A 25,302-nucleotide genomic window follows, 5' to 3' on the forward strand; every position below is an offset into this window, starting at 1 on the left:
GAACGAACACAGGAGTGAAGATTGACATGACCTTGCGCATCGGTGTGGACGTTGGAGGCACGTTCACGGACGTCTTCCTCCACGACTCCGTCAATTCACGCTTCTGGCTCGCCAAGACTCCCTCGACTCCCGGCAACCAGGCGGAGGGAGTCATCCGCGGGATCGTCGAGATCTGCGCGAAGGCCGGCCTGGAGCCGGCCCGGCTCGACGCGGTTCTGCACGGCACCACCGTGGCGACTAATGCGTTGCTGGAGGGCAAGGGTTCCAGGGTCGGCCTGATCACGAGCTACGGATGGCGGAACATACTGCACCTGGCGGACAGCTGGACGCCGGGGCCGCTGTTCGGCTTCTTCTCCTACCAGCCGCCCGAGCCGGTGGTTCCGTACGAACGCGTGCGCCAGCTGAACGAGCGGATCACGGCGGACGGCGAGATCGTCATCCCGCTCGACGACTCCGACGTGGAGCGGCAGGTGCGCGACCTGGTCGGCCAGGACGTCGAGGCGCTCACCGTGTCGTTGATGCACGCCTACGCCCATCCCGACCACGAGGTACGGGTCGCCAAGATCGCTGCCGGAGTCCTCGCGGAACTCGGCGTGGACATTCCGGTATCGCTGTCCAGCGACGTCAGCCCGGAGTTCCGCGAGTACGAGCGGGCGGTGACCACGGTCCTCAACTCCTACCTCGGCCCGGTCATGCAGAGGTACCTGTCCGCTCTGGAGGTCGCCCTGCGCGACGTCCCGGTCACGGCAGGGCTGCAGGTCGTGCGCTCGGACGGCGGCCTGATGTCGGTCGCGGGCGCGCAGGCGCATCCGATCCAGACGGCCCTGTCCGGACCGTCGGGCGGCGTCAACGGCGCCGCGTTCGTGGCCAAGCGCGCCGGGTTCGACAAGATCATCACATTCGACATGGGCGGCACGTCATCCGACGTCGCGGTGTGCATCGGCGGCATCCCCGAAGTCACCCGTGAGACGAAGGTAGCGGCCTTCCCGGTGCGTGCCCCCGCCATCAACGTCGAGACCATCGGCGCGGGCGGTGGATCGATCGCCAGCGTCTCCGAGGTCACCGGCGGACTGCGCGTGGGCCCCGCCAGCGCGGGTGCGCAGCCGGGTCCCGCGTGCTACGGCCGGGGTGGGGAACTGCCGACGGTCACGGACGCCAACCTCGTCCTTGGCCACCTGCCGACCGCTCTGCTCGGCGGTGACATGACACTCGACGTCGAGGCCGCGGTGCGTGCCCACGAGCCGCTCGCCGCCCAGCTGAACATCGACGTGCACAGCGCCGCGCAGGCCGTCGTCGACATCGTCAACGGCAACATGCTCGGAGCGCTTCGGGTCGCGACCGTCCAGAAGGGGCTGAACCCCCGGGAGTTCTCGCTGCTGTCGTTCGGTGGTGCCGGTGGCCTGCACGCGAACGCGCTCGCGGCCGAACTGGGGGCGTTCCCGGTCATCGTGCCGCCGGAGGCCGGTGTCCTGTCCGCTCTGGGCTTCGTCGTCGCGGACGTCCAGAACGAGTTCTGCCAGGCGTTCCTGGGGACCGTCGACGACATCGACGTGACGAGCCTGCGCGCCACGCTGCACGAACTGGACGGCCGTGCGGCCGCATGGCTGGAGGAGGAGGGCGTGCCGGCCGGACGGCGCAACGTGCGCCACGTGCTCGACATGCGCTACCGGCGCCAGGGCTACGAGATCCCGGTGGAGTTCGACGGCGACGCCTCGACCCTGGGGCTCGACGAGCTGAAGAGGCTGTTCCACGACGAGCACCACCGCCTCTATGGGTTCGATCTTCCCGCGCCGATCGAGATCGTGACCGTGCGTTCCAGGGCGATCGGCCGGACCGAGAAGGTCGACCTCGAACCCGGGACCGAGGGACCCGCGGACGCGTCGGCGGCGCAGGCCGGCACGCAGCCGTCCTGGGTCGACGGCGCGCTGAGCGACATCCCCGTCTACGACCGTGCCCTGCTGGCTCCCGGCATGCGTGTCGAAGGCAAGGCGGTCATCACCCAGTACGACTCGACGGTCCTCGTCCTGCCCGGACACACCGCGCGTGTCGACCCGTGGTTCAACCTGCTGATCGAGGAGGCCCGATGAGCCCGACGTTCGACATCGATCCGATCACCCTCGACCTGATCGAGAACTCGCTGAAGAACATCCGCATCGAGATGGACGAGGTCCTGCGCAGATCGGCGATGTCCTCGTCGATCCGTGAGCAGCATGACGAGTTCCCGATGATCGCCAACGCGGCCGGCCAGATGATCGTCGGCCAGTTCGGCTCCTACATTCCCGATGTCGTGAGCCGGTTCGAGGGGGAGATCGACCCGGGTGACGCCATCATCCTGAACGATCCGTACCTGTGCCGCGGGTCGATCTCGCACACCAACGACCTGCTCGTGATCATCCCGATCTTCCATGCGGACGTGCTCGTCGGGTACGCGAGCCAGTTCGGCCACGTGCTCGACATCGGCGGGCGGGCCGCCGGCACGCAGTCGGCCGATGCGCTCTCGATCTGGGACGAGGGCCTGCGCATCCCGCCGGTCAAGCTGGTCGAGCGCGGCAGGCTCAACGAAGCCGTGCTCACACTGATCCTGAACAACACCCGCGTTCCCGACATCGTCCGGTCGGACATCATGGGCCTCGTCGGTGCGTGCCAGCGTGCGGGATCGCGCGTCATCGAGCTCTGCGACCGCTACGGCCGCGGCACCTACGAGGTGGCCTGCGACGCCCTGCTCGACCGGACCCGTGTCGCGATGACCAAGCTGATCCGCCGGTACATCGGCGAGGAGAAGGTGACCTTCTGGGATTGGGTCGACGACGACGGTCTCGGCAACGGGCCCTTCAAGCTCCAGCTCACGGTGTGGCGGGAGGGGGACAAGGCCTACTTCGACTGGACGGGCACCGACCCGCAGGCGCCGGGGTCGATCAACTTCCTGATCCACGAGAACCTGTGCAAGCTGTTCTTCGGCGTCTACATGATCATGGCGTTCGACTCGACCATCCTGTTCAACGACGGCTACAACGAGGTGTTCGAGGTCGTCCTGCCCGAGGGCTCCCTGCTGAACCCGGAGTTCCCGGCGCCGCTGTCGAACCGCCTGAACGTGCACACGCGGCTGTTCGACTGTATCTCGGGAGCGCTCGGTCAGAAGGCGCCCGACCTCTCGATGGCGGCCGGGTACGGCACCAGCCCGTATCTCGTCTACTCCGGAGTGGACGGCTCCGGCGAGTATTTCCAGATGACCGAGCTGCTGTTCGGCGGACTGCCCGGTCGCCGCGCGGGAGACGGGCTCGACGGTCACTCATGGTGGCCCGAGTTCCGCAGCACTCCCGCCGAGTACATGGAGACCAACTACCCGCTGGTCGCCCTGCGCTACGAACCGGTCCTCGACTCCGGCGGCGCAGGACTGCACCGCGGCGGCACCGGAATCGAGCGCGAATACCTCTTCCGCAGGGCCGGCCAGATCACGGTCAACGACGACCGAGCCACCCTTCAGCCCTGGGGCATCGGCGGCGGCAGGGCCGGAGGGAGCTCGGCGAAGACGCTCATCCGTGCCGATGGCTCGGTGGAGTCGCTGGTGTCGAAGATCGACAATGTCGCCGTGGGACCGGGTGATCGGCTCGTGTTCCGCACCGCGGGCGCGGGCGGCTGGGGTGACCCGCTGGAGCGGCCGGTCGAGGCGGTCGAGCGCGACATCGCCCGCCGCCTGGTCTCCGCCGAGGCGGCCAGGACCCAGTACGGCGTGGTGCCGGGTGACGAGCAGGCGACCACCGGGCTTCGCCAGGAGCTCGGCGCGGAACGGCCGGCTCTCGGCTTCGACTTCGGCGACCTGCCCTCCGGCCTCACCCCGCCGGTCGCCTGGACCGAGGAGGTGCAGGCGTGAGCGCGGACATCACCGGCGACTACGTCGAATCAGGCTTCAACCAGCGTCTGGGGTTCGGCGCTCGGCCCGCCCTGGTCGTCGTCGACTTCGTCAAGGCGTATCTCATGCCGGGCAACCCGCTTTACGCAGGAGTCGAACCGGCGCTGGCGGCCGCGGTGACGCTGGTCGATGCCGCACGGTCGGCCGGGATCCCCGTGATCTATACCGTCGTCCACTACGAGAGGGGCACCGAAGGCGGCCCCTTCTTCCGCAAGGTCGCGGCCCTGCAGAACTTCGTGGGCGACACCGAGGCAGGGGAGATCTGCGACGAGCTGGCCCCGCGTCCGGGTGACCCGGTCATCCGCAAGCGGTTCGCCAGCGCGTTCTTCGATACCGACCTGAAGCAGCGGCTCGACGACCTCGGTGCCGACAGCGTGCTCGTCTCCGGGCTCAGCACGAGCGGCTGCGTACGCGCGACCGCACTCGACGCGGTGCAGTCCGGGCTCATCCCGATCGTCGTCCGTGAGGCGGTCGGTGACCGCGCCGCCGGCCCGCACGATGCCGCGTTGTTCGATCTCGATGCCAAGTACGCCGACGTCGTCGGTCTCGACGAGGTCCTGACCTACCTGCGGGATCTGCCGAGCCGGCGGTAGCCGTCTCCGCGATCACCACGCGCGGCGGGGGCCATCCTGCCGTCGGCACCGAACGGAGCACCAACCTATGGAACACCTCAAGAGGCCTGCTTTTGCATCGTCGGCCGCACCGGACGGGAACGGTTCCGTGTCCGAGACGGTCAGGGGGATCATCCAGGACGTCAGGACGCGCGGCGACGCGGCCGTGCGAGAGCTCTCGGCGCGGTTCGACTCGTGGGAGCCGGAGAGCTTCCGCCTCACACCCGACGAGATCGCCCGCGTCGTCGCGTCAGTGCCGCGACAAGTGATCGACGACATCCGGACGGTGCAGGACAACGTCCGCGCGTTCGCGGTCCACCAGCTCGAATCGATGCGCGAGTTCGAGGTGGAAACGATGCCGGGCGTCTTCCTCGGGCAGAAACACCTACCGGTCGAGGCGGCCGGCGCCTATGTCCCGGGCGGCCGCTACCCGTTGCTCGCGTCGGCGCACATGACGATCCTGACGGCGAAGGTCGCGGGCGTCGAACGTGTCGCGGCGTGCACACCACCGATTCGCGGCGAAGTGCCGGCACCGACCATCGCCGCGATGCATCTCGCCGGTGCCGACGAGATCTATCTGCTCGGAGGAGTCCAGGCCGTCGCCGCGCTGGCGCTCGGCACCGAGTCCATCGGACGGGTCGATCTTCTCGCCGGCCCAGGCAACGCCTACGTGGCGGAGGCCAAGCGCCAACTCTTCGGCGAGGTGGGAATCGACCTGCTCGCCGGGCCGACCGAGATCCTGGTCATCGCAGACGAGCACGCCGACCCGTTCGTCGTGGCGGTCGACCTTCTGAGCCAGGCCGAACACGGACCGGACTCGCCGGCCGTTCTGATCACGACGAGCCGCGAGCTCGGCTTGGAGGTCCTGGCACATATCGAGCGACTGCTCCCCGGCATGCCGACCGTCGACAATGCCGGTCCCGCGTGGGCCGACCACGGCGAGGTGGTCGTCGTGGACGACCTCGCCGAGGCCTACGCGCTCGCGGATACGTATGCGAGCGAACATGTCGAAGTTCTCACCGAGCAGCCACGGCGCGCACTCGACGAGATGAGGAACTACGGCGCGCTGTTCCTCGGCGCCGGGACCTGCGTTTCCTACGGCGACAAGGTGATCGGCACCAACCACACGTTGCCCACTCGCGGCAGCGCGCGTTTCACCGGTGGGCTCTGGGTCGGCAAGTACCTGAAGACGGTCACCTACCAGGAGGTCATCGACGAGGCTTCCAGCGCCGAGCTGGGTGAACTGTGCGGCCGCGCCAGCCGGGTCGAGCTGTTCGAGGGCCACGCGCGTTCGGGGGACGTGCGTGCGGCGGCCCGCACCGGTGCGCAGCTGAGCTGGAATACGGAGGCTTCGGTCGTCCAATGAGGCGTGTAACGGTCACGTGAAATCTGGAACCGGCCACCTCTGAACTCTTTACAACAAATCGCGCCCCCTAGTTGAATACGTATTCTACTGAATACGTATTCAGAGGTTCAGGGGCCTGCAAGGGGCCGCGGGAGAACTGCGGCCCACGTGGTCCCCCCACCGTCGCGACCGTGACGGCGGATCACGCTTCGAGGCCGACGACCCACAGTGACGGCGGGTCCGCGTTCCCTGCGATCGCCGGCCGGACGATGCCCTGCGGCCCGCGATGGGCGAGGACGACGTCACTCCAAAGGCTAGGAGAGAACCATGACACTCAGATGTCCGCCCGCCCTGCGGCTCGTCGGTACGGCCTCGGCGGCGCTGATCCTGACGGTCGCCACGCTCGCCGGGTGCAGCACGGCGGGGTCGACCACGAGCGCGTCGGACGGCGGCAAGAAGAGCGAGGCGCAGGCCAAGGCGCAGGCGGTTATCGACCAGGCGCGCGCCCTGCCCACGTTCACCCTTGACGCCCCGGCGTTCGACGTCACCAAGGCCAGGGGCAAGACCGTCGTCAACGTCCCGATCACCGAGCAGATCCCGTACGTCAAGGCGGTCGACGATGAGATGAAGCGGGTCGCCACCAGGTACGGCGTCAAGTGGACCAACTACCAGAACGGCGGAACGCCGACCGAGTGGTCCAAGGGCATCGACTACGGCATCCAGGTCAAGGCCGACCTGATCATCGCCCACTCGGGCATCAACCCCGAGGTGATCATCCCGGCTCTCCAGCGCGCCAAGCGGGCCGGCATCCCGGTCATCGCCACCCACACCTACCAGGACGGCGAGAGGCCTCCCGCTTCGGTGGCGAGCCTCCTTGCGGGGACGACCACGGTGCCCTTCTCCCGGTCCGGCGCGCTGCAGGCCGACTACGTGATCTCCAAGAGTGGCTGCGACGCCAAGCCGGTCGTCATCACGGCGAACGACCTGCTCGCCTCCAAGCACATCCTCAAGGGCATGCGGGAGGAGTTCGCCAAGCTCTGCCCCGGCCTCAAGTTCGGCACGATCGACGTCCCGGTCGGCCGGTGGGGCACCAGCATCAAGCCCGAGATCCAGTCACACCTGGTCAAGAACCCCAACACCGACTGGGTGCTCGCCAGCTTCGACGACCAGACGATTCCGGCCGTCGCAGCGATCCAGGCCGCCGGCAAGGCGGGCAAGGTCCGCATCACCTCGTACAACGGCACGCCGGCGAACGTGAAGCTCATCCAGGACGGTGACATCTTCGTCGCCGACATGGGGGAGAGCATCAACTGGCTGGCCTGGTCGGTCGTCGACCAGTCGTTCCGCATCCTGAGCGACGTGGAGCCGACCGAGAACGGCGACCAGAGGACGCCCATCCGGGTCATCGACGACACCAACGTCAACGAGACGGGCAAGCCGCCGAACAACTCCGACGGCTACGGCGACGCCTACGTCACCGGCTACGAGAAGCTCTGGAAGACGGAGGGCTGACCGGTGGGAGTACCTGTACGGCAGACCGACGTCGAGACGACCAACATCGCCCTGCGAGGAATCACGAAGTCGTTCGTGGGCGTGCAGGTGCTCAAGGGCGTGGATCTCTCCATCTCGCACGGGGAGATCCACGGCCTGCTCGGGCAGAACGGCTCGGGCAAGTCCACGCTGATCAAGGTGCTCAGCGGGACGCACGACCCGGACGACGGTGAGGTCCTGGTCGAGGGGAAGCCGCAGGGTCTGCCGCTCGTCGACTTCGCCCGCGTCGGTTTCAGCTTCGTCCACCAGGACCTGGGGCTCATCGAGGAGCTCACGGTCCTCGACAACTTCCTGCTCCCGCACACGGCGAGATCCTCGTCGTGGTATTTGCGGTGGAGGGACGACCGGGCGCGCGTTCAACGCGTACTCGACGACTACGGAGTCCACATCGACGTGCGGGCCGCGGTCGCCTCGCTGGAGGCGACGGACCGCGCCCTGCTCGCGATCGTGCGAGCTGTCCACGACATCCGGCAGAGCGAGACGCGCGGCCTCCTCGTCCTCGACGAGCCGACGGTGTTCCTGCCCCGTGAGGGTGTCGAGCGGCTCTTCGACCTCGTGCGCGGCGTCGCCGCCCAGGGCACGAGCGTGCTGTTCGTGTCGCACGACATCGACGAAGTGCGGGAACTGACGTCACGCGTGACCGTCCTGCGCGACGGAGCCGTCGCCGGAACCGCGGTGACCGGGGACGTCACCGACGACGAGCTGGTCACCATGATCGTCGGTCGGCGGCTCGCCAAGCACCAGGGTCGGCTGCGAGCGCACGACGGTCTCGGTGAGGTCGTGCTGAAGGCCATGAACGTGCACACATCCCTGCTGGCCGGCGTCGACGTCGAGGTTCGCGAGGGTGAGGTCCTGGGCGTCACGGGCCTGAACGGATCCGGGTTCGAGCATGTGCCCTACGCGTTGTTCGGCGCACTCTCCGATGCCCGCGGCGAGATCGCGACCAGCGGTGGCCGCTTCGATCTCGGGTCGTTCGGCCCGGGTGGTGCTCTGGCGAACGGTATGGCGTTCGTCCCCGGCGACCGCAAACGTGAGGGTGCCGCTGCGGATCTGACGCTCGCCGACAACGTCACGATGCAGGCCATCGACCGGCACCGTCCGTGGCTGCTGCGCCGCGACGCCCTCCGGCGCGAGGCCGTCCGGCTCATCGGGGACTACGACGTCCGGCCGGGCGACCCCGACGCGGTGTACGGATCGCTCAGCGGCGGCAACCAGCAGAAGGCATTGATGGCGAAATGGCTGACCACGGAGCCGTCACTGCTGCTGTTGCACGAGCCGACGCAAGGGGTCGACGTGGGTGCCCGAGAGCAGATCTTCAAGGCCCTCGATGACGTTCGCGATCGGCGCACGGCAGTGATCTGCGCCAGCTCCGACTGCGAGCAGCTCGCGCGGATCTGCGATCGCGTCGTCGTGGTCGCCCGCGGACGCGTCGCGGCCGTCCTGACGGGCGAGTCGCTCGACAAGGACACGTTGATCGAGCAGGTCTACAACACCGCGACGATTCTCGACGAACGGGACGAGCACAAGGAGACCTCAGCATGAGCACCGTCACCGACGAGCCGACCGACCTCGGAGAGAGGAAGGGGGCCGGAGCACGGCCGACCGGGATCAAGTGGCGCGACCTCGGTCAGCGGTACGCGCTGCTGCTCGCGTGGGCCCTGGTCATCGTCGCGTTCGGCGCCCTCCGGCCCGACATCTACCTGAGCGCGGCGAACTTCCAGACCATCTTCGCCTCGCAGGCGGTGCTCCTGCTTCTCGCGCTCGGGCTGCTGCTCCCGCTCGTGACCGGCAACCTCGATCTCTCCATCGCCTCGAATCTCGCGTTCTCATCGATCTTCCTGGCGATCCTGCAGGTCAAGCATAATTTCTCGCTGCCCGTCGCGATCGCGGTCGTGCTGGTCGGTGGTCTCGTCATCGGCATGATCAACGGGTATCTGATCGTGGGACTCGGCATCGACTCGCTCATCGCGACCTTGGGCATCGGCACGGTCCTGCAGGGCCTCGCTTTGGCGATCTCCAACGGAGAGACCTATTCCGGCATCAGCTCGACCCTCATCAACCTCGCGGCCAACTACCGGTTCGCGGGCATCTCGCTTGGCTTCTGGTACGGCGTGATCCTGACGCTCTTGCTCACCTACCTGTTCTCGTTCACGGCGCTGGGCCGCCGCATGCTGTTCGTGGGCCGCAACGCGGAGGTCTCACGGCTCAGCGGCGTGCGGGTCGCCAGGATCCAGTGGGGAGCGATTGTCGGTGCCGCGCTCATCGCGTCGTTGGCGGGCGTGCTGTACACCGGCACCCAGGGCGCGGCGGACCCGACCTCCGGGCTGGAGTTCCTGCTGCCCGCGTTCGCGGCCTGCTTCCTCGGATCGACCACGGTGCAGCCCGGCCGTTTCAACCCGCTGGGAACCTTCATCGCCGTGTTCTTCCTTGTCAGCGGCATCACCGGGCTCCAGATCCTCGGAGCGGAGTCCTACGTCCAGCAGCTGTTCTACGGCATCGCGCTGGTGCTGGCCGTCGCGCTCGCGAAGCTGCCCGAGCGCCGGCGCCGGCGCCGTCGGGCGGCGGTGTGAGCGTGCTGGCCGCGATGAGCCGGCTCCCGGTCTGCCCGAGCGGCGCCGACCGGGGGGACCGAGGATGAGTGTCGATTCCCTGGCAGGACGTCGCGTTCTGGTGACAGGGGCCGCCGGTGGTGTCGGGGCCGCGGTGGCCGTCGCGGCGGCCCGTGCCGGAGCGGCGGCGGTCGTTCTGAGCGATCGGCGTCAGGACGATCTGTCGGCGTTGGCCGCCGAGGTCGAGGCCGTCGGTGCGCGAGCCGTCACGATCGGCGCGGACCTGTCCGCCGAACGTGCCGTCGTAGGTCTGGCCAAGGACGCGCTCCAGGCGACCGGCGGGATCGACGTGCTGGTCAACTCCGCCGGCGTGCACGAGCGGGCGATGGCGGCGGATACCGCCACCGACCGACTGACGTCCGAACTGTGGAACGTCGTGATGGCGGTCAACCTGACGGCACCGTGGCTGCTGATGCGCGAGCTCGCGCCCGCCATGCGGGATACCGGTGGCGGCACGGTCGTGAACATCGCTTCCCAGCTCGGGATCGTCGGCACAGAGCGCAGCCCCGCGTACACGACCAGCAAGGCGGGCCTGATCCAGCTGACCCGGAGCGCGGCCGTCGATCTCGCGCCCCTGGGCATCCGGTGCAACTGCGTGGCGCCCGGGGCGATCGAGACGGCGATGACCAACAGGATCTTCGCAGCGGCCCCCGACCCCGGCGCGGCCCGCGCCGATGCGCTCTCGACCTACCTGATCAAACGGTTCGGCGACGTCGGGGACGTGGCGCGTGCGGTCTGCTTCCTCGCCTCCGATGCCTCCTCGTGGACGACGGGCTCGTGCCTTGTCGTCGACGGCGGCCAGACGGCCTGGCGGTGATCGGTGCGGAACAGAATGTGCGCAGGGCGTGATGACTACGTATACACCCTATTGACGAACTTCGAGGAGTGCCATGAATACGCGGCTTGACCACGCGGGAACGACCGCGGTCATCGGTACTGGAACGATGGGAAGGGGCATCGCCCGGCTCTTCCTCCGTGCCGGGCACACCGTGCGCGTGCACGACCACGTCACGGGTCTCGCCGCCGCCTGGGTCGAGTCGCTGCCCGATGAGGAACGGCTGTCAGCGGACGGTGGGGTCCGGATCAGCGATGCGGCCACCCCGGCCGATGCGGCGAACGGCGCAGACCTGATCATCGAGGCGGTGGCCGAGGACCGCGCCGTGAAAGCCGTCGTCCTCAAGGTGCTCTCTGCCCACGCATCCGACGACTGCGTGATCGCCAGTAACACATCGTCGTTCCCGATCGACGACCTGGCGCCCGACTGTGCGCTGCCGGAGCGCTTTCTCGGCATCCATTTCTTCAATCCGGCCGACGTCATTCCCGGGGTCGAGGTGATCCCCGGCAGGGCGACCGACCCGGAGGTGGTCGCACGGGCGACGGCCTGGCTCACGGCCGCGGGCAAGCGCCCGGCGACGGTTCGCAGCTCTCCCGGCTTCATCGCCAACCGGCTCCAGATGGCGCTCTTCCTCGAGTGCCTCCGCTGCGTCGACGAGGGCCTGGTGACGCCCGAGGATCTCGACACCGTCGTGTCCACGACGTTCGGTTTCCGGCTGTCCCTGTTCGGTCCGTTCGCGATCGCCGACATGGCCGGGCTCGATGTGTACCAGAGCATCTTCGCCACGCTCGAGGCCGGTCTGGGTGAGCAGTTCACGGCGCCCGAGTCGCTGAGATCACGGACCGCGCGGGGCCAGTTCGGTCTCAAGGTGGGCCAGGGATTCAAGACCTATGACGGTCCGCAGCGCTCCGAGCTGGTCACCGCCAGGGACGCGAAGTACGCGAAGCTGCGCGACTTTCTCGAGGATCTGTGAGCCGCCGGAGAACGACCCCGTCGCAACGAGGAGGGGACCGTCGATGACCGCTACCACCACACAGCTCAGCCGTATCTGGCAGCCCCTTCAGATCGGGCCGATGCGTCTGAAGAACCGCGTCATCGTGCCGGCCCGCGTCATGAACTGGTCGAAGACCGGTGTGCTGAGCGACCGCCATCTCGACCACTACCGCGAACTGGTGGCCGGTGGCGCCGCGATGATCGTCACCGAGCAGCACGCCGCCTACCCGGTGGCGAAGGGATCGTTCCACAACCCGTGCTCGGCGTGGGACCCCCGCGCGGTGCCGCAGTTCGAGGAGTTCGCGCGGATCGTCCACGAGCACGACGCCCGCGGGGTGGTCGAGCTGTTCGGGACCGGCGTCCACGACAAGGGCATGATGCTCGTGGACGACTGGAAGCCGCTCTGGGGCGTGTCCGACATTCCCTCCGTCGTGCACACCGAGGTGCCGACGGTCATCGGGAAGAACGAGATCGAGCAGATCGTCGCCGGTTTCGTCCAGTCCGCACGCAATGTCAGGGACGGCGGGCTCGACGGCGTCGAGATCCACGCCGCCCACGGATATCTGCTGTGCCAGTTCCTCAGCACGATCTACAACAAGCGCACCGACGAGTACGGCGGACCGCTGGAGAACCGGGCGCGAATCGTCGTCGACATCGCTCGCGGCATCCGTGCGGACATCGGTTCCGACCTCGCGGTCGGGTTGCGCCTGTCCTACGACGAGTACGTCGATGGCGCCGGCATCACCCCTGACGAGGCCGACCGGCTGACAACGCTGTTCGTCGAGACGGGCCTGTTCGACTACTTCAGCATCTCGGCCGGCAGCTACCACACCATTCACCGTTCGGTCGCTCCGATGCAGGAGGACGACGGCCACCTCGTTCCACTCGCCAGGCGGGCCAAGAGGATCGTCGCGGACCGGGCCGCGGTCTTCGCGGTGGGGAAGGTGCGCGACCTGCATCTCGCCGAGGAGATCGTCGCCTCCGGCGCGGCGGACGTGGTCGCGCTGGGCCGTGCCCAACTGGCCGACCCGCACATCGTCCGCAAGACCCGCGAGGGCCGCGAGCACGAGATCATCCGCTGCACCAACGTCAACGAGTGCGTGGGGCGGCTGTTCGACGAGACCGAAGTCATCTGCATGATGAACCCGGTCACCGGGCGGGAGGGTCGCTGGAGCGGGAGTGAGCCGGCGGCGGACGTCAAGTCGGTGCTCGTCGTCGGCGGCGGGCCCGCCGGCCTGAAGCTCGCCTCGGTCGCGGCGGGACGCGGCCACCTCGTCACGCTCGTCGAGGAGCGTGAGGAACTGGGCGGCCACCTGAACCTGCTCGCCTCGATGCCGCGCCAGCCCGGCTGGGGCGTCGCGGTCGACGACCTCGTCCGGGCGGTGCGGAACGCCGGTGTGGACGTCCGGCTCGGCACCCGGGCCGACGCCGGCTTCGTCCGCAGGTTCGGCGCGGACGAGGTGTACCTCGCGGTCGGTGCCTACTACGACGACCGCGGTGTGAGCGTGTGGAGCCCCCATCTCGACGAGGTCCCGGGCGTGCGCGCCCCGCACGTCATCGGGGTGGACGAGGCGGTCCGCCGCGTCCTGTCCGAGGGCGGGGGAGCCCTGGGGTCCCACGTGATCATCGTCGACGAGTCGGGCACCTACCTCCCGCTCGGCCTGGCCGAACTGGTCGCGGAGTCGGGCGCGATCGCATCGATCGTGACGCCCCAGATGTTCGTCGGTAGCGAGGTGGAGCGGCACCTCGGTCTTCCCTGGGCCATGCCGCGACTCCGCAACCTCGGTGTGGAGTTCGTGGCGCAGAAACGACTCGAGGCCATCGAGGGCGGCTCGGTCGTCCTCTCGGACCGGTGGTCGGAGAAGCAGGAGGTGGTCGAGGGCGTCAGCACGGTGGTGCTCTCGGTCTACCGGCGTTCCCACACCGACCTCGCAGATCAGCTGGCCGACCTGGGCGACCGGGTGCAGCGCGTCGGCGACGCGCTCGCTCCGCGCAAGCTGGCGGAACTGATCTATGAGGGCGAGTTGCTGGGACGCCGGATCTGAGCGACCGGTCACACCACTGTCAACCACACCGGCCAGCTGAAGGAATGACCATGCCTAAGATCCTTTACTTGACGGAAGCGACGACGGTCACCGGCAGGGGAGGCTCGGTCGCGACCACCGACGGACGCCTCGACCTGGACCTCTCGGCTCCGGCGGAACTCGGAGGCGACTCGGGGCCCGGCACCAACCCCGAGCAGCTGTTCGCCGCCGGATACGCTGCCTGCTTCAATACGGCGCTTCGTGCGACGCTCACGAAGCATTCGCTGAGAGATTGCGAGCCGGTGGTGTCGGCGCGCGTCGGCATCTTCAAGCACTCCGGCGGTTACCGACTGGAGGTGGCCGTTTCCGCCGAGCTTCCGGGCATCGATCGCGAGGAGGCCGAGAGGTACGTCACCGAGGCCGACCTGCTCTGCCCGTTCTCTGACGCGCTGCGAGGCAACGCGGTCGTCAGCGTCGGTCTGGCCGAATAGATGCCGGCCGCTCACTCGGCACGCAGAAGGGTCCTGGTCACCGGCGGGTCGATCGGCATCGGGGCGGCCTGCGTACGGGCCTTCGCACGCGCTGGTGACCACGTGATCATCGCTGACATCCTCGATGCCGAGTCCGCCGCGCTGGCATCCGAGCTCGGCGGCGAGGGTGGGAGTGTCGACGTCGTCCACATGGACATGCGGTCCCCCTTGGAGATCGGTGACGGTGTCACCGCCCTCCAGGGGCGTGGGTTCGACGTTGTCGTGGCGAACGCGGGCATTGCCCGACGACAAACCTTCGATGGCCTGACCGACGAAGCGTGGGACGAGGTAGTGGAGGTCAACCTGAGGGGCGCCATGCAGGTGTTCCGGTCCGCGATGCCGGCGATGGCCGCCCGGGGCACCGGCAGTATGATCGCCATGTCCTCGGTGCACGGCATCGCATATGGATGGGAAGAGCACGCTCACTACTCGACGTCCAAGGCCGGGCTCATCGGTCTGACCCGTGCACTCGCCACCGAACTAGGTCCGCAAGGAATCCGGGTCAACGCGATCGCTCCCGGGCTGATCCGGACCGCACAGTCGCTGGACGAGACGAACTCCGCGGGCGCCGCCCAGCTCGAGGCCTCGCTGCCGATGGTGCCCCTCGGCCGAATCGGTGAACCGGACGACGTCGCCGACGTGGCGACGTTCCTCGCGTCCCACGCCGCACGGTACGTGACGGGGCAGGTGATCGTGGTCGACGGTGGACTAACGGTCAAGTTGTAGTGAGCCAAGAGCAGCCGGCGGACTGACGTGCCATGACTCGATCCTCTCAGGGAGTCGAAACTCCATCCGACCCGGGGCGCTTCAGTGCCGCCCTCTGTCGTTCGTCCTTACCGCAGGACAGGCTGCCGACTGCCCCCAGTTCGTCAAGGTCCTCATGCTCATCAAGGTGCGCGGCCCGGCCGGCCGTCCCCGCACCCGCCCCGACGCGGTCGCCGCCGACAAGGCCTACTCCTCTCGCTTCAACCGCTTCTACCTGCGCCGCCGCGGCATCAAGAGCGTCATTCCCGTCAAAGCCGACCAGGCCCAACATCGCGAGAACAAGGGCAGTCGCGGCGGCCGGCCCGCCTCGCACGACGAAGACCTCTACCGCGACCGCAACACCGTCGAACGCTGCATCAACAAGATCAAGCAATGGCGGGGACTCGCCACCCGCTATGACAAAACCCCCGAAGCTTCCTTGCCGGGCTACACCTCTGCGGAGCACTCAGCTGGATCAGAAGCCTCGACCCGCTATAGATCCATACCTAGAACAGCCCTAGGTGAGGACCCGCTTGGTGAACGTGCGGGTCGCGAACCAGGTGAGGGCGATCGTGCCGCCGACGAGCGCGAGCAGGAACGCCCAGACCGGCATGTGGCCCACGTCCGGGGTGAGCGCGGCGCGCAGGCCCTCGCTCAGGTAGACCAGCGGGTTGAACAGGCTGACGATCTGCAGCCAGCGCACGCTGTCGAGCGCCTCCCACGGGTAGTAGACGCAGCCCAGCATCGTGATCGGCATCAGGATCAGCGCGAACAGCACCTGCGCCTTCTGCGGGTTGATCAGCGTGCCGAGCAGCAGCCCGCCCGCGGCCGACAGCAGCGCGCCGCTGAGCATCACCACGATGAAGACCGGCCAGTTGGACACGTGGACGGTCGGCGCCTGCCCGTCGGCGTGGATGAACAACACCGCGGGGAAGACCAGCAACCCGCCGATGAGGCCCTGCAACGCGGCGGCGGAGATCTTCTGGATCGCCAGCAGCGGGACCGGGATCGGCGCGAGCGCGCGGTCGGTGATCGAGCGCTGCCAGGTCAGCTCCATCATCAGCGGGAAGATCACCGCCATCATCGCCTGCATCATGATCGAGGAACCGACCAGGCCCGGCACCAGGATCGTGGAGAACGTCGCGCCGCCCTGCCCGGCCATCCCGCCGCCGATCTTGGGCAGCACGTAGGCGAAGACGAACACGAACATCACCGGCTGGGCGAGCACGCGGACGAACGTGGAGAGGAAGTTCTTGCGCATGACCCGGACCTCGCGGGCCATCATCGCCAGGAACGTGCGCGGCACGGTCGGCCGCACGGCGGGCGGTGCGGCCAGGACCTCGGCGGTGCTGCTCATTCGCGGTACTCCCGTCCGGTCAGGGTGAGGAAGACGGTCTCCAGGCTGGGCCGCAGCTGCGAGGCGTCGGTGACGCTGACACCGGCGGACGAGCCGAGCGCGACCAGCTCGCCGAGGAGGCCGTCGGGCTCGTGCGCGAAGACCCGCACCTGGCCGTCCGACAGCTCGACCTTGGAGATGCCGTCGCGGTCGCGCAGGCCGCTCACGTCGTCGGGCACCGGGCCGTCGTAGGCGACGGTGAGCACGGTGTCGGCGCCGGCGGAGCCCTTGAGCTCCTCGACGGTGCCGCTGGCCAGGATCCTGCCGTGGTCGACCACCGCGACCCGGTCGCAGAGCGCCTCGGCCTCCTCCATGTAGTGGGTGGTGAGCACGATCGTCTGCCCGTCCTTCTGCAGCTCGCGCAGCACCTCCCACAGGTTGACCCGCGTCTGCGGGTCGAGCCCGGCGGTCGGCTCGTCCAGGAAGAGCACCTCGGGCCGGTGCACCAGGGCGCGGCAGATCATCAGCCGCTTGGCCTGGCCGCCCGACATCTCCATCGGCTCGGCGCCGCGGCGGTCGGTGAGGTTGAACATCTCCAGCAGCTCGTCGGCGCGGCGCCGGGCGTCGCGCCCGCTCATCCCGAAGTAGCGGCCGCGGAACTCCAGGTTCTCGAACGCGGAGAGGTCGGTGTCGAGGGTGTTGTTCTGCGACACCATCCCGATGCGCCGCTTGACCTCGACCGACTGCCGGGTGACGTCGAAGCCGCAGACCCGCGCGCTGCCGGAGGTGGGCACCACCAGCGTGGTCAGCATGCCGATGGTGGTCGACTTGCCCGCGCCGTTGGGGCCGAGCAGGCCGAAGAACTCGCCCGGCCGCACGTCGAGGTCGATGCCGCGCACCGCGGGGACGTCCCCGCGCGGGCTCTTGTAGGTCTTGTGGAGGTCCACCGCCCCGATGGCGGTCTCCGCTGGTGGCTCGGTCACGCGTCGTCTCCTTGGTGGGGTCCTTCGGAGGGCTCTCCCGCCTTGTCGGAGAACTCCTCGAAACGTTCGATCAGGCGGAGCAGGAACCGGCGGACGGCCGGCTCGTCCGCCTCGTCGATCACGTCGTACATGGTCCAGATGTCGTCCTTCATGGACTCGCCGGTCTCGGTGACCACGGCCAGCCCGGAGGGGTTGATGTGGACGCGCAGCGCCCGCCGGTCGCGCTCGTCGGGCCGCCGCTCGACGTGCCCCTTACGTTCGAGCGTGTCGACCACGGTGGTGACGGTGGCGGGGGAGATGAGCAGGCGCCTGGCCAGCTCGCCGGGGCGCAGGCCGTCCTCGGTGACCAGCGCCCGCAGCAGCAGGAAGCCGGCCGGGCTCGTCCCGTGCTGCTCGATGACCCGCCACATGACGGGCCCCGCGAGCCGGGACGCTGCCGCGAAGAGGCGGCCGATGGGCCACTCCTCCATGGGGCCGAGCTTGTCGAGGTCGCCGAACCCGAGCTTCTTCGCATCCACGCGGACATTCTTAGGTGGCCGATATTTAGCTGTCAAATCTTTCGAGGGCTAAATATCAGTGCGGAACGACCGGTCTCGGATGGTGAGAGTTCTGTCGCCCGTCGTTGAATACTCATCCATAGTCATGCATAATCTTGCTTTAACCCTCCGGAAGGACGAGCAGACATGGGAATCAGGGCGGCGGTCGCCGGCGCCAGCGGCTACGCGGGCGGCGAGGTGCTGCGCATCCTCGCCGGCCATCCGGGATTCGAGATCGGTGCGCTCACGGCGGGCTCCAACGCCGGCACCGACCTGGGGGCGCACCAGCCCCACCTGCGATCCCTGCGCGGCCGGAAGCTGGCCGAGACCAGCGCCGAGACCCTCGCCGGTCACGACGTGGTCTTCCTGGCGCTGCCACACGGCCAGTCCGGCGCGATCGCCGAGCGGCTGGGCGGCGACGTCCTCATCGTCGACTGCGGCGCCGACTTCCGCCTCACCGACGCCGCCGACTGGGAGCACTTCTACGGCTCGCCGCACGCCGGCACCTGGCCGTACGGCCTGCCCGAGCTGCCCGGCCGGCGCGAGATCCTGCGGACGACCCGGCGCATCGCGGTGCCCGGCTGCTACCCGACCGCGGTCACCCTCGCCCTGTTCCCCGCGTTCGCCGCCGCGCTCACCGAGCCCGACGTCGTCGTGGTCGCCGCGTCCGGCACCTCCGGCGCGGGGCGCGCGGCCAAGCCGCACCTGCTGGGCAGCGAGGTCATGGGCTCGGTCAGCGCGTACGGCGTGGGCGGCACGCACCGGCACACCCCCGAGATGATCCAGAACCTCAGCGCCGTCGCGGGCGAGCCCGTCACCGTCTCGTTCACCCCGACGCTGGCACCGATGAGCCGCGGCATCCTGGCCACCTGCACGGCCAGGGCCAAGCCCGGCCTCACCGCCGCCGCCCTGCGCGAGGCCTACGAGGACGCCTACCGCGGCGAGCCGTTCGTCGGCCTGCTGCCCGAGGGGCAGTGGCCCGCCACCTCGATGACCCTCGGCGCCAACAGCGCGCTCGTCCAGGTCGCCCTCGACGAACGCGCCGGGCGCGTCGTCGTGGTCGCCGCCATCGACAACCTCGCCAAGGGCACCGCGGGCGGCGCGATCCAGAGCGCCAACCTCGCCCTCGGCCTCCCCGAAGAACTCGGACTCACCACGATCGGAGTGGCACCTTGAGCGTTACCGCCCCCCAAGGGTTCCGCGCCGCGGGCATCGTCGCCGGACTGAAGAACAGCGGGGCCCGCGACGTGGCCCTGGTGGTCAACGACGGGCCGTCCCGGGCCGCGGCCGCGGTCTTCACCCGCAACCGCGTGAAGGCCGCGCCGGTGATCTGGTCGGAGCAGGTCATCAGGGGCGGGCGGGTGCACGCCGTGGTGCTCAACGCCGGCGGCGCCAACGCCTGCACCGGCCCGGCCGGTTTCCAGGACACCCACGCCACCGCCGAGACCGTCGCCGAGGTCCTCGGCGACTCGGCCGGCGAGGTCATCGTCTGCTCGACCGGCCTCATCGGCGAGCGGCTGCCGATGGACAAGCTGCTGCCCGGCGTCGCCGCCGCGGCCGACGAGCTGTCGCGCACCGACGGCGGCCTCGCCGCCGCCGACGCCATCCGCACCACCGACACCGTCGCCAAGATCGCCTTCCGGCAGGGCGAGGGCGGCTACCGGATCGGCGCGATGGCCAAGGGCGCGGGCATGCTCGCCCCCTCCCTGGCCACCATGTTGTGCGTCATCACCACCGACGCCGACCTGGACGCCGGCAGGCTGGACCGCGCGCTGCGCTCGGCGACCGCGCTGACGCTCGACCGGCTCGACTCCGACGGCTGCATGTCGACCAACGACACCGTGCTGCTCATGGCCTCCGGCGCCTCCGGCATCACCCCCGACGAGGCCGAGTTCACCGCCCTGCTCACCGACGTGTGCGCCGACCTCACCCGGCAGCTCCTGGTCGACGCCGAGGGCGCCTCCAAGGCCATCACCATCGAGGTCGTCGGCGCCGCCAACGACTTCGACGCCGTCATGGTCGGCCGCGCCATCGCCCGCAACAACCTGCTCAAGTGCGCCATCCACGGCGAGGACCCCAACTGGGGCCGGGTGCTCTCGGCGGTCGGCACCACCGAGGCCGTCTTCGAGCCCGACGAGCTCAACGTCGCGATCAACGGCGTGTGGGTGTGCCGCAACGGCTCGTTCGGCGACGACCGCGACAAGGTCGACCTGCGCCCGCGCGACGTCACCATCACCGTCGACCTGTCGGCGGGCCCCAACAGCGCGACCGTCTGGACGACCGACCTCACCGCCGACTACGTCCACGAGAACTCGGCGTACTCGACATGACCACCGCCGACACGAGCACGAACACGGGCACGGGCACGGGCACGGAAACGGGCACGGAAACGAGCACGGCAGGAGAGCTGAGCGCCGTCTCCCGGGCCCGGATGCGCAAGAACCGGGCGGGCGCGGCCGACAAGGCCGTGACGCTGATCAAGGCGCTGCCGTGGCTGGAACGTTTCCACGGCAAGACCGTCGTGATCAAGTACGGCGGGCACGCGATGACCGAGGAGCGGCTGCGTCACTCGTTCGCCGAGGACCTGGTGTTCCTGCGGTACGCGGGCATCAGGCCGGTGATCGTGCACGGCGGCGGCCCGCAGATCAACGCCGCCCTGGAGCGCAACGGCATCGAGTCGCACTTCACCGCCGGGCTGCGGGTCACCACCGCCGAGGCGATGGAGGTCGTGCGGATGGTGCTGGTCGGCCAGGTCCAGCGGGACGTGGTCGGGCTCATCAACCGGCACGGCGCGTTCGCCGTCGGCATGTCGGGCGAGGACGCCAACCTGTTCACCGCCGAGCGCAAGTTCGCCGATGTCGACGGCGAGCGCGTCGACATCGGCCAGGTCGGCGAGATCGTCGAGGTGCAGGTCGGCGCGGTCAGGGCCATGCTCGACGACGGCCGGATCCCGGTGATCTCGAGCATCGCCCGCGGTGACGACGGAGAAATCTACAATGTGAACGCCGACACCGCGGCGGCCGCCCTGGCGGTCGCGCTGGACGCCGCCAAGCTCGTCGTCCTCACCGACGTCGAGGGCCTGTACGCGGACTGGCCGGCCAGCGACGACGTCATCGACGAGATCGACACCGACGAGCTGGCCGGGCTGCTGCCCGACCTGTCGGCGGGCATGGTGCCCAAGATGGAGGCCTGCCTCCACGCGGTGCGCGGCGGCATCCCGCAGGCGCACGTGCTGGACGGGCGGGTGCTCCACTCGCTCTTGCTTGAGATCTTCACCGACGAGGGGATCGGCACCATGGTGCTGCCCGCCCCGGAAGGGCCGAGGGAATGAGCGCACAGGACCTGCGGAGCCGCTACGAGGCCGCGTTCATGCCCAACTACGGCGTGCCCCCGGTGGTGCTGACCGCCGGGCACGGCTGCGTGGTGTGGGACGCCGACGGCAAGGAGTACCTCGACCTGATCGCCGGCATCGCCGTCACCTCGCTCGGCCACGCGCACGAGCAGCTCGGCGCGGCCGTCGCCAACCAGGTCATGTCGATCGCGCACACCTCCAACCTGTTCGTCAACGAGCAGGAGGTGCTGCTCGCCGAGAAGCTGCGCGAGCTGCTCGGGGGAGAGGGCCGGGTCTTCCTGGCCAACAGCGGCACCGAGGCCAACGAGTGCGCGCTCAAGCTGGCCATCAAGTACGCCAAGGCCAATGACCGCACCTACTTCGTCGCGGCCGAGAACGGCTTCCACGGACGTTCGATGGGCGCCCTGTCCCTCACCGGCAAGCAGTCGATCCGCGAGCCGTTCGGCCCGTTCGCGCTCGACGTGCGGTTCGTGCCCTACGGCGACGCCGAGGCGCTGCGCGAAGCGGTCACCGGCGACTGCGCGGCGGTCTTCCTGGAGCCGACGCAGGGCGAGGCGGGCGTCGTGCCGCCCGCCGACGGCTACTTCGCCGCCGTCCGGGAGATCTGCGACGCGGCCGGCGCGCTGTTCGTCGCCGACGAGATCCAGTCGGCCATCGGCCGTACCGGCGCCTGGTTCGCCCACCAGCACGAGGGCGTCCGGCCCGACGTCCTCACCCTCGCCAAGGGGCTGGGCGGCGGGCTGCCGATCGGCGCGTGCGTCGGGTTCGGCGCCGCCGGGGAACTGTTCGCCAAGGGCGACCACGGCAGCACCTTCGGCGGCAACCCGGTCGCCGCCGCGGCGGCGCTCACCGTGCTCTGGACGATCGAGAAGGACGACCTCCTCGACAACGTCACCCAGGTGGGAACGCTCCTCCGGGACGGCATCGCCGCCGTCGACCACCCGCTGCTCCAGGGCGTGCGGGGCCGCGGCCTGTGGTTGGGCGCCGTGCTCGCACCCGGCGCGGCGGGCGCCGTCGAGGCCGCCGCCCGTGACGCCGGGTTCCTCGTCAACGCCGTGCAGCCGGACGCCATCCGGATCGCGCCGCCGCTCATCCTCACCGCCCAGCAGGCCCAGACCTTCGTCGACGCCCTCCCGGCGATCCTCGACGCCGCCGCCGACGCCCTGAAGGAGCACTGACACCGATGGTCCGCCACTTCCTGCGGGACGACGACCTCAGCCCCGCCGAGCAGGCCGAGGTGCTGGAGCTGGCCGCCGCGATGAAGCGCGACCGCTTCGCCCGCAGGCCCCTGGAGGGGCCGCGGTCGGTGGCGGTGCTGTTCGACAAGCCGTCCACGCGCACCCGCGTCTCGTTCGCCATCGGCATCGCCGAGCTGGGCGGGCACGCGCTGGTGCTGGACGCCGGCACCAGCCAGCTCGGCCGCGGCGAGACGATCGCCGACACCGCGCGCGTGCTGGAACGGCAGGCCAGCGCGATCGTCTGGCGGACCGGCGGGCAGGAGCGCATCGAGGAGATGGCGGCCGGCACCACCGTCCCGGTGGTCAACGCCCTCACCGACGAGTTCCACCCCTGCCAGGTGCTCGCCGACCTGCAGACCGTCCAGGAGGCCAAGGGCCGCCTCGCCGGGGTCACGCTCGCCTACTTCGGCGACGGCGCCAACAACATGGCGCACTCCTACCTGCTGGGCTGCGCCACCGCCGGCATGCACGTGCGGATCGCCGCGCCCGAGTCGCTGCCGCCCGACCCGGCGATCGTGGCACGGGCCGGCGAGATCGCCGCCGCCACCGGCGGCTCGGTCACCGTCACCGCCGACGCCAAGGGCGCCGCCGCCGGCGCCGACGTCCTGGCCACCGACACCTGGGTGTCGATGGGCCAGGAGGGCAAGGGCACCGAGATCTACGAGCCGTACGCGGTCGACGAGGAACTCGTGGGACTCGCCGCACCGGATGTCGCGGTGCTGCACTGCCTTCCCGCCTACCGTGACAAGGAGATCGCCGCCTCCGTCCTGGACGGCCCGCACAGCGTGGTCTGGGACGAGGCGGAAAACCGGCTGCACGCGCAGAAGGCGCTGCTGACCTGGCTGCTGGAGAACGCCTGACCATGACCACGCCGATGACCAAGGCCGCGCGCCACGCCAAAGTGATCGAGCTGCTGACCCGCCACCCCGTGCACTCGCAGGGTGAGCTGGCCAAGCTGCTCGCCGACGAGGGCCTGGAGGTCACCCAGGCCACGTTGTCGCGCGACCTGGTCGACATCGGCGCGGTCAAGCTGCGCGCCGACGACGGCACGCTCATCTACGCGGTGCCCGGCGAGGGCGGCGAACGTATCAAGCTGACCCGCACCGGCACCGCCGAGACGTTCGCCGGCCGGCTCACCCGGCTCGCCGCCGAGCTGCTCGTCTCCGCCGAGGCGTCGGCCAACCTGGTCATCGTCCGCACCCCGCCCGGCGCCGCGCAGTACCTCGCCTCCGCCATCGACCACGCCGAATGGCCGTCGATCCTCGGCACGGTCGCGGGCGACGACTCGATCCTGGTCATCTCGCGCAGCCCCGACGGCGGCGAGGAACTGGCCCGGGCGCTCCTCCGGCTGACCTCGAACCGGGAGCGACGAAGCTAGGGGCCCGTTCAGGAGCCCCGGCGCACGTCGTCACGACATCCCGGCACCGAAGCCGTCCGAAGAACGTCCGAAGGAGAACGAGCATCATGAGCGAGCGGGTCGTACTCGCCTATTCCGGCGGCCTGGACACCTCCGTCGCCATCCCCTACCTGGCCGAGCAGACCGGGGGAGAGGTGATCGCCGTCGCGCTGGACCTCGGGCAGGGCGGCGAGGACCTCGACGCCGTCCAGAAGCGCGCCACCGCCTGCGGCGCCGTCGAGTCCATCGTGGTGGACGCCAAGGAGGAGTTCGCCGCCGACTTCTGCGTCCCGGCGCTGCGCGCCAACGCCCTCTACATGGACCGCTACCCGCTGGTGTCGGCGCTGTCCCGGCCGCTGATCGCCAAGCATCTGGCCACCGCCGCCAGGGAGTTCGGCGGCACCGCCGTCGCGCACGGCTGCACCGGCAAGGGCAACGACCAGGTGCGGTTCGAGGCCGGCCTGTCCGCGCTCAACCCCGAGCTGAAGGTCATCGCCCCGGCCCGCGACTACGCCTGGACGCGCGACAAGGCCATCGCGTTCGCCGAGGACAAGGGCCTCCCGATCGACGTGACCAAGAAGTCGCCGTACTCCATCGACCAGAACCTGTGGGGCCGCGCCGTCGAGACCGGCTTCCTCGAGGACGTCTGGAACGGCCCCATCGAGGACCTCTACGACTACACCGCCGACCCGGCCGCGCCGCGCGAGCCCGACGAGGTCGTCATCACCTTCGACGCCGGCGTCCCCGTCGCCCTCGACGGCCGCGCGCTCACCCCGTTCCAGCTCGTCGCCGAGCTCAACCAGCGCGCCGGCGCGCAGGGCGTCGGCCGGATCGACATGGTCGAGGACCGGCTCGTCGGCATCAAGAGCCGCGAGGTGTACGAGGCGCCCGCCGCCATCGCGCTGATCACCGCGCACATGGAGCTGGAGAACATCACCGTCGAACGCGACCTGGCCCGGTTCAAGCGGTCGGTCGACCAGCGGTGGGGCGAACTGGTGTACGACGGCCTGTGGTTCTCGCCGCTGAAGGACTCCCTCGACGCGTTCATCGACGACGCCCAGCGGCACGTGTCCGGCGACATCCGGCTGGTCCTGCACGGCGGCCGGGCCGTCGTCACCGGACGGCGCAGCGGGGCGTCGCTCTACCGTTACGATCTGGCTACGTACGACACGGGCGACACGTTCGACCAGAGCCTGGCCAAGGGCTTCGTCGAGCTGTGGAGCCTGCCCAGCAAGATCGCGGCCGCGCGGGACCGCGACCAGGCCTGACCCGGTCCTCCCGGCCGGGCAGAATCTCAGGCACCACCACC

General features: G+C 69.5%; 22 protein-coding genes and 1 pseudogene. 20 read left to right on the plus strand and 3 right to left on the minus strand.

Annotated elements, in window-relative coordinates:
• Nucleotides 1-26 precede the first annotated feature (26 nt).
• The 13 genes and pseudogenes from ABZ810_RS41375 to ABZ810_RS41435 all read left to right on the plus strand — a co-directional run.
• On the plus strand, nucleotides 27-2,087 hold the full coding sequence (locus tag ABZ810_RS41375; protein WP_358412501.1) for a hydantoinase/oxoprolinase family protein: 2,061 nt from the start codon (nucleotides 27-29) through the stop codon (nucleotides 2,085-2,087).
• Entirely contained in the window at nucleotides 2,084-3,871 is a 1,788-nt protein-coding gene (locus ABZ810_RS41380) for a hydantoinase B/oxoprolinase family protein (protein ID WP_358412503.1), read from the plus strand. Before ABZ810_RS41375 ends, ABZ810_RS41380 begins: the two co-directional genes overlap by 4 nt.
• The gene (locus tag ABZ810_RS41385; protein ID WP_358412505.1) at nucleotides 3,868-4,503 is read left to right on the plus strand and encodes an isochorismatase family protein; all 636 of its coding nucleotides are present in this window, start codon (nucleotides 3,868-3,870) and stop codon (nucleotides 4,501-4,503) included. Before ABZ810_RS41380 ends, ABZ810_RS41385 begins: the two co-directional genes overlap by 4 nt.
• A gap of 67 nt (nucleotides 4,504-4,570) precedes the next feature.
• The gene (hisD, locus tag ABZ810_RS41390) at nucleotides 4,571-5,887 is read left to right on the plus strand and encodes a histidinol dehydrogenase (protein WP_358412507.1); all 1,317 of its coding nucleotides are present in this window, start codon (nucleotides 4,571-4,573) and stop codon (nucleotides 5,885-5,887) included.
• 306 nt (nucleotides 5,888-6,193) lie between these two features.
• A complete protein-coding gene (locus tag ABZ810_RS41395) occupies nucleotides 6,194-7,378 on the plus strand; it encodes a substrate-binding domain-containing protein (protein WP_358412509.1) in 1,185 nt (394 codons plus the stop codon).
• Nucleotides 7,379-7,381: 3 nt separating this feature from the next.
• Nucleotides 7,382-8,959, plus strand: coding sequence for a sugar ABC transporter ATP-binding protein (locus ABZ810_RS41400; protein ID WP_358412511.1), 1,578 nt, complete (start codon nucleotides 7,382-7,384; stop codon nucleotides 8,957-8,959).
• Nucleotides 8,956-9,987 (plus strand): ABC transporter permease, encoded by a 1,032-nt coding sequence (locus ABZ810_RS41405; protein ID WP_358412513.1) that lies wholly within the window; start codon nucleotides 8,956-8,958, stop codon nucleotides 9,985-9,987. Before ABZ810_RS41400 ends, ABZ810_RS41405 begins: the two co-directional genes overlap by 4 nt.
• A 64-nt stretch (nucleotides 9,988-10,051) precedes the next feature.
• The gene (locus ABZ810_RS41410) at nucleotides 10,052-10,843 is read left to right on the plus strand and encodes an SDR family oxidoreductase (RefSeq protein WP_358412515.1); all 792 of its coding nucleotides are present in this window, start codon (nucleotides 10,052-10,054) and stop codon (nucleotides 10,841-10,843) included.
• A 73-nt stretch (nucleotides 10,844-10,916) separates the two neighbouring features.
• Nucleotides 10,917-11,834, plus strand: coding sequence for a 3-hydroxyacyl-CoA dehydrogenase family protein (locus tag ABZ810_RS41415; RefSeq protein WP_358412517.1), 918 nt, complete (start codon nucleotides 10,917-10,919; stop codon nucleotides 11,832-11,834).
• 43 nt (nucleotides 11,835-11,877) lie between these two features.
• Nucleotides 11,878-13,899, plus strand: a complete 2,022-nt coding sequence (locus ABZ810_RS41420; protein ID WP_358412519.1) for an FAD-dependent oxidoreductase — start codon at nucleotides 11,878-11,880, stop codon at nucleotides 13,897-13,899.
• Nucleotides 13,900-13,967: 68 nt separating this feature from the next.
• On the plus strand, nucleotides 13,968-14,369 hold the full coding sequence (locus ABZ810_RS41425) for an Ohr family peroxiredoxin (RefSeq protein WP_358412521.1): 402 nt from the start codon (nucleotides 13,968-13,970) through the stop codon (nucleotides 14,367-14,369).
• Nucleotides 14,370-15,134, plus strand: coding sequence for an SDR family NAD(P)-dependent oxidoreductase (locus tag ABZ810_RS41430; protein WP_358412523.1), 765 nt, complete (start codon nucleotides 14,370-14,372; stop codon nucleotides 15,132-15,134).
• Nucleotides 15,135-15,219: 85 nt separating this feature from the next.
• Nucleotides 15,220-15,650: pseudogene (locus ABZ810_RS41435) on the plus strand (transposase); the annotation flags it as partial.
• Between the two features lie 19 nt (nucleotides 15,651-15,669).
• On the opposite strand, the gene ABZ810_RS41440 reads toward ABZ810_RS41435, so the two are convergent.
• Genes ABZ810_RS41440 through ABZ810_RS41450 form a run of 3 tightly spaced genes read right to left on the minus strand, consistent with a single transcriptional unit; the run spans nucleotide 15,670 to nucleotide 17,989 of the window.
• On the minus strand, nucleotides 15,670-16,509 hold the full coding sequence (locus ABZ810_RS41440) for an ABC transporter permease (RefSeq protein WP_358412525.1): 840 nt from the start codon (nucleotides 16,507-16,509) through the stop codon (nucleotides 15,670-15,672).
• Nucleotides 16,506-17,471: an ATP-binding cassette domain-containing protein gene (locus ABZ810_RS41445; protein ID WP_358412526.1), complete on the minus strand. Its 966-nt coding sequence runs from the start codon at nucleotides 17,469-17,471 to the stop codon at nucleotides 16,506-16,508. Before ABZ810_RS41445 ends, ABZ810_RS41440 begins: the two co-directional genes overlap by 4 nt.
• Entirely contained in the window at nucleotides 17,468-17,989 is a 522-nt protein-coding gene (locus ABZ810_RS41450) for a MarR family winged helix-turn-helix transcriptional regulator (protein WP_358412528.1), read from the minus strand. The genes ABZ810_RS41445 and ABZ810_RS41450 overlap by 4 nt, the downstream gene beginning before the upstream one ends.
• Before the next feature lie 165 nt (nucleotides 17,990-18,154).
• On the opposite strand from ABZ810_RS41450, the gene argC reads away from it, so the two are divergent.
• From argC to ABZ810_RS41485, 7 genes are all read left to right on the plus strand, one after another.
• Nucleotides 18,155-19,183: an N-acetyl-gamma-glutamyl-phosphate reductase gene (argC, locus tag ABZ810_RS41455; protein ID WP_358412530.1), complete on the plus strand. Its 1,029-nt coding sequence runs from the start codon at nucleotides 18,155-18,157 to the stop codon at nucleotides 19,181-19,183.
• Entirely contained in the window at nucleotides 19,180-20,337 is a 1,158-nt protein-coding gene (argJ, locus tag ABZ810_RS41460) for a bifunctional glutamate N-acetyltransferase/amino-acid acetyltransferase ArgJ (RefSeq protein ID WP_358412532.1), read from the plus strand. Before argC ends, argJ begins: the two co-directional genes overlap by 4 nt.
• Nucleotides 20,338-20,438: 101 nt before the next feature.
• Complete coding sequence (gene argB / locus ABZ810_RS41465) at nucleotides 20,439-21,338, plus strand: acetylglutamate kinase (protein ID WP_358412564.1); 900 nt, start codon at nucleotides 20,439-20,441, stop codon at nucleotides 21,336-21,338.
• Nucleotides 21,335-22,537 (plus strand): acetylornithine transaminase, encoded by a 1,203-nt coding sequence (locus ABZ810_RS41470; protein ID WP_358412534.1) that lies wholly within the window; start codon nucleotides 21,335-21,337, stop codon nucleotides 22,535-22,537. The genes argB and ABZ810_RS41470 overlap by 4 nt, the downstream gene beginning before the upstream one ends.
• 5 nt (nucleotides 22,538-22,542) lie before the next feature.
• Nucleotides 22,543-23,457 carry an ornithine carbamoyltransferase gene (gene argF, locus ABZ810_RS41475; protein ID WP_358412535.1) on the plus strand — a complete coding sequence of 305 codons (915 nt, stop codon included), beginning with the start codon at nucleotides 22,543-22,545 and terminating at the stop codon, nucleotides 23,455-23,457.
• A 2-nt stretch (nucleotides 23,458-23,459) separates the two neighbouring features.
• Entirely contained in the window at nucleotides 23,460-23,975 is a 516-nt protein-coding gene (locus tag ABZ810_RS41480; RefSeq protein ID WP_358412537.1) for an arginine repressor, read from the plus strand.
• Between the two features lie 86 nt (nucleotides 23,976-24,061).
• Nucleotides 24,062-25,261 (plus strand): argininosuccinate synthase, encoded by a 1,200-nt coding sequence (locus ABZ810_RS41485; protein ID WP_358412539.1) that lies wholly within the window; start codon nucleotides 24,062-24,064, stop codon nucleotides 25,259-25,261.
• Nucleotides 25,262-25,302 lie beyond the last annotated feature (41 nt).

The sequence above is a fragment of the Spirillospora sp. NPDC047279 genome (assembly GCF_040643285.1).
Taxonomy (GTDB): Bacteria; Actinomycetota; Actinomycetes; order Streptosporangiales; family Streptosporangiaceae; genus Spirillospora.

What these genes read in the sequence shown, in the direction of transcription:
- ABZ810_RS41375 (WP_358412501.1), top strand. Translation starts at nt 27, where the DNA reads ATGACCTTGCGCATCGGTGTGGACGTTGGAGGCACGTTCACGGACGTC.
- ABZ810_RS41380 (WP_358412503.1), top strand. Translation starts at nt 2,084, where the DNA reads ATGAGCCCGACGTTCGACATCGATCCGATCACCCTCGACCTGATCGAG.
- hisD (WP_358412507.1), top strand. Translation starts at nt 4,571, where the DNA reads ATGGAACACCTCAAGAGGCCTGCTTTTGCATCGTCGGCCGCACCGGAC.
- ABZ810_RS41395 (WP_358412509.1), top strand. Translation starts at nt 6,194, where the DNA reads ATGACACTCAGATGTCCGCCCGCCCTGCGGCTCGTCGGTACGGCCTCG.
- ABZ810_RS41405 (WP_358412513.1), top strand. Translation starts at nt 8,956, where the DNA reads ATGAGCACCGTCACCGACGAGCCGACCGACCTCGGAGAGAGGAAGGGG.
- ABZ810_RS41410 (WP_358412515.1), top strand. Translation starts at nt 10,052, where the DNA reads ATGAGTGTCGATTCCCTGGCAGGACGTCGCGTTCTGGTGACAGGGGCC.
- ABZ810_RS41415 (WP_358412517.1), top strand. Translation starts at nt 10,917, where the DNA reads ATGAATACGCGGCTTGACCACGCGGGAACGACCGCGGTCATCGGTACT.
- ABZ810_RS41420 (WP_358412519.1), top strand. Translation starts at nt 11,878, where the DNA reads ATGACCGCTACCACCACACAGCTCAGCCGTATCTGGCAGCCCCTTCAG.
- ABZ810_RS41430 (WP_358412523.1), top strand. Translation starts at nt 14,370, where the DNA reads ATGCCGGCCGCTCACTCGGCACGCAGAAGGGTCCTGGTCACCGGCGGG.
- ABZ810_RS41440 (WP_358412525.1), bottom strand. Translation starts at nt 16,509, where the DNA reads ATGAGCAGCACCGCCGAGGTCCTGGCCGCACCGCCCGCCGTGCGGCCG.
- argC (WP_358412530.1), top strand. Translation starts at nt 18,155, where the DNA reads ATGGGAATCAGGGCGGCGGTCGCCGGCGCCAGCGGCTACGCGGGCGGC.
- argB (WP_358412564.1), top strand. Translation starts at nt 20,439, where the DNA reads ATGCGCAAGAACCGGGCGGGCGCGGCCGACAAGGCCGTGACGCTGATC.
- ABZ810_RS41470 (WP_358412534.1), top strand. Translation starts at nt 21,335, where the DNA reads ATGAGCGCACAGGACCTGCGGAGCCGCTACGAGGCCGCGTTCATGCCC.
- argF (WP_358412535.1), top strand. Translation starts at nt 22,543, where the DNA reads ATGGTCCGCCACTTCCTGCGGGACGACGACCTCAGCCCCGCCGAGCAG.
- ABZ810_RS41480 (WP_358412537.1), top strand. Translation starts at nt 23,460, where the DNA reads ATGACCACGCCGATGACCAAGGCCGCGCGCCACGCCAAAGTGATCGAG.
- ABZ810_RS41485 (WP_358412539.1), top strand. Translation starts at nt 24,062, where the DNA reads ATGAGCGAGCGGGTCGTACTCGCCTATTCCGGCGGCCTGGACACCTCC.